Source organism: Armatimonas sp., assembly GCF_043760365.1.
Lineage (GTDB): Bacteria > Armatimonadota > Armatimonadia > Armatimonadales > Armatimonadaceae > Armatimonas.
The window spans coordinates 1-2,200 of record NZ_JAYUPA010000150.1 but is presented as its reverse complement, the minus strand read 5'-3'; the positions used below and the strand labels follow the sequence as shown (position 1 = coordinate 2,200).

Below are 2,200 nucleotides of genomic sequence, written 5' to 3'. Positions count from 1 at the left end.
GAGCTCCCAGGAGCTCCTCAGAGTCCACCAGATTTTTTGGACAGCCCAGGCTTACCAGGCCAATCCGTACCTTCTCCACAGTCTACGCCTCAAAATCCTCTATAAACATTAAAAATGCCGCCGTCACCAAACAGGCACAAGCGGCGATCTTAATATTATACGTCGTGCATTCAATTCTGTCAATTAACAACAACTACTAATAACTTACATACGGTACAATAAACCTCGTGTTTCCTCTTTTACGTCTCTACCTGCCCCTTGCCCTGAGCTTTGAGCTCATGATGCTGGAAGGGCCCTCGGTGCAGTGGGCTATCGGGCGGCTCCCCGAGATCCCCACCAATCTTGCGGCGTGGGGCCTCACCATGCAGCTCTCGCTCCTGATCGAGAGCCCGGTGATCATGCTGCTCGCCACGGCAACGGCGCTGGTGAAGAACACCGACACGTTTCTTGCCCTCCGCACGTTTATGCTGCGCCTCGCGCTCTGGTGCACACTCCTCACTGCGGCCATCGCTTTCACACCACTTTTAGACTTTATCTGTCTGAGCCTGCTGGGCCAGCCCACCCCGATTGTGGAGGCCAGCCGCCTGCCACTCCAGCTCATGCTACTGTGGAGCGGCGCGATTGCCTGGCGACGGTTTCATCAAGGCGTTCTCGTCCGCCAGGGACGCACCGCGCTCGTCACCTACGGCACCGCGATTCGCCTGGCCGCTGTGATCCTTCCCGCGCTCGCGCTGGTGGCCTGGGGTAAGCTCTCCGGCGCGGCGACGGCAGCAATTGCAATCATGATCGGTGTGCTCGCCGAAGCCCTCTCCGCCAGTAGCTTTGCCCGCGCCGTGATCCGCACTCTGCCCACAACTCGCGAAGCAGACGAAGCACCTCTCACGCAAAAAGCCATCGCGAAGTTCCACACGCCTCTCGCGATGACGACGCTTCTCACGCTGGCCGCCGGGCCGCTTACCAGCGCCGCCATCGCCCGCCTGCCGTTTGCCACGCAGACACTCGCCGCCGCACCCGTGGTCTTCTCCGCCCTCCTGCTCCTGCGTGGCTGGGGCTTCGCCGTTCAGGAGATCACGGTGGCGCAGCTCAAGCGGGGCACGATGCCCGAGGCGACCCTCGCACGATTCGCCAGTATTATCGGGGTGCTGACCACACTGGGGGCACTTGTGCTGAGCCTCACCCCACTCTGCGGCCTCTACGCCATAGCCTTAGGCGTCCCCTCGGAGCTGCATTACCTGGTACGCCAGGGAGTTCTCTGGGGAAGTCTCTTGCCCCTGCTCGCCGCCCTCAGCTCGTTTGTGCGCGGCGTGCTGGTTGCGCGGCAGCACACAGGCGCGATCTACAAGGGCATGGCGCTGGGTCTGAGTGTGCAGGTGCTTGTGCTGATCGCGGGCATCGCCGCCCGCTTCCCTGCCCTCCCACTCGCCTCGCTCGCCTTCACTCTCGGCGGCATCGCCGAGACAGCCTACTTGATGGCCGCCGCACGCCGCTAGGCATCCCCGCTTTGCCTCTCTGTGGCGCTTTTCACCTCCCCCGGCCTCCGGCTCCGCGGAGGGGGAAGACAAAGCGCGATAAAATGGGCCATGCCTTCGCCTTTCCCTGGAATGGACCCGTATCTGGAGAATCCCAGCCGCTGGCAGGGCGTGCACGGGCTGCTCATCACGTTTCTCTATGGCACACTCAACCAGACACTCCCCGACGGGTTTGTTGCCCAGATGGAGGAACGCGTCTATGTACTTGGCGAGCAAAAAGGATTTCGGCCCGATGTGGCGGTCAACCGGCCTCTCAGTCTGATACCAAGCGGGCGTGTGGCAACTTTGGAGCGCCCTGCGACTTTGGAGACGGACGAACCGCACCGACTGCGCGTCGAGCCCTACACCGTGCGGGAGCGCTATTTGACAATTGTCTCGCAGGCCGAGCCTGCACGGGTGATTACGACGATTGAGATTCTAAGCCCCGCCAATAAGTCCACCACGGTCGGACGACGGGAGTATCTTCAGAAGCAAGCACTGGCGCTGGAGAGCGAGTCGCATCTTCTGGAGATTGACCTCCTGCGAGGCGGGCGCTATATCCTGGCCCCACCGGAGGACTTGCTTCGCGCCGAGTGCTCCGCTTGGGACTATCTGCTCTGCTTGCACCGTGCCCGTGGTGCGGAGTTCGAGTACTGGCCCGTGCACTTGACGGAGCGCCTGCCTCGGGTAGC

At 62.0% G+C, this 2,200-nt stretch carries 2 protein-coding genes; both read left to right on the top strand.

The window, feature by feature from the left end:
• Positions 1 to 227: 227 nt before the first annotated feature.
• On the top strand, positions 228 to 1,490 hold the full coding sequence (locus ACH2EH_RS03780) for a hypothetical protein (protein WP_395139117.1): 1,263 nt from the start codon (positions 228 to 230) through the stop codon (positions 1,488 to 1,490).
• 90 nt (positions 1,491 to 1,580) lie between these two features.
• Positions 1,581 to 2,200, top strand: a 620-nt coding sequence (locus tag ACH2EH_RS03775; RefSeq protein ID WP_395139115.1) for a DUF4058 family protein, incomplete at its 3' end; no start/stop codon positions are given.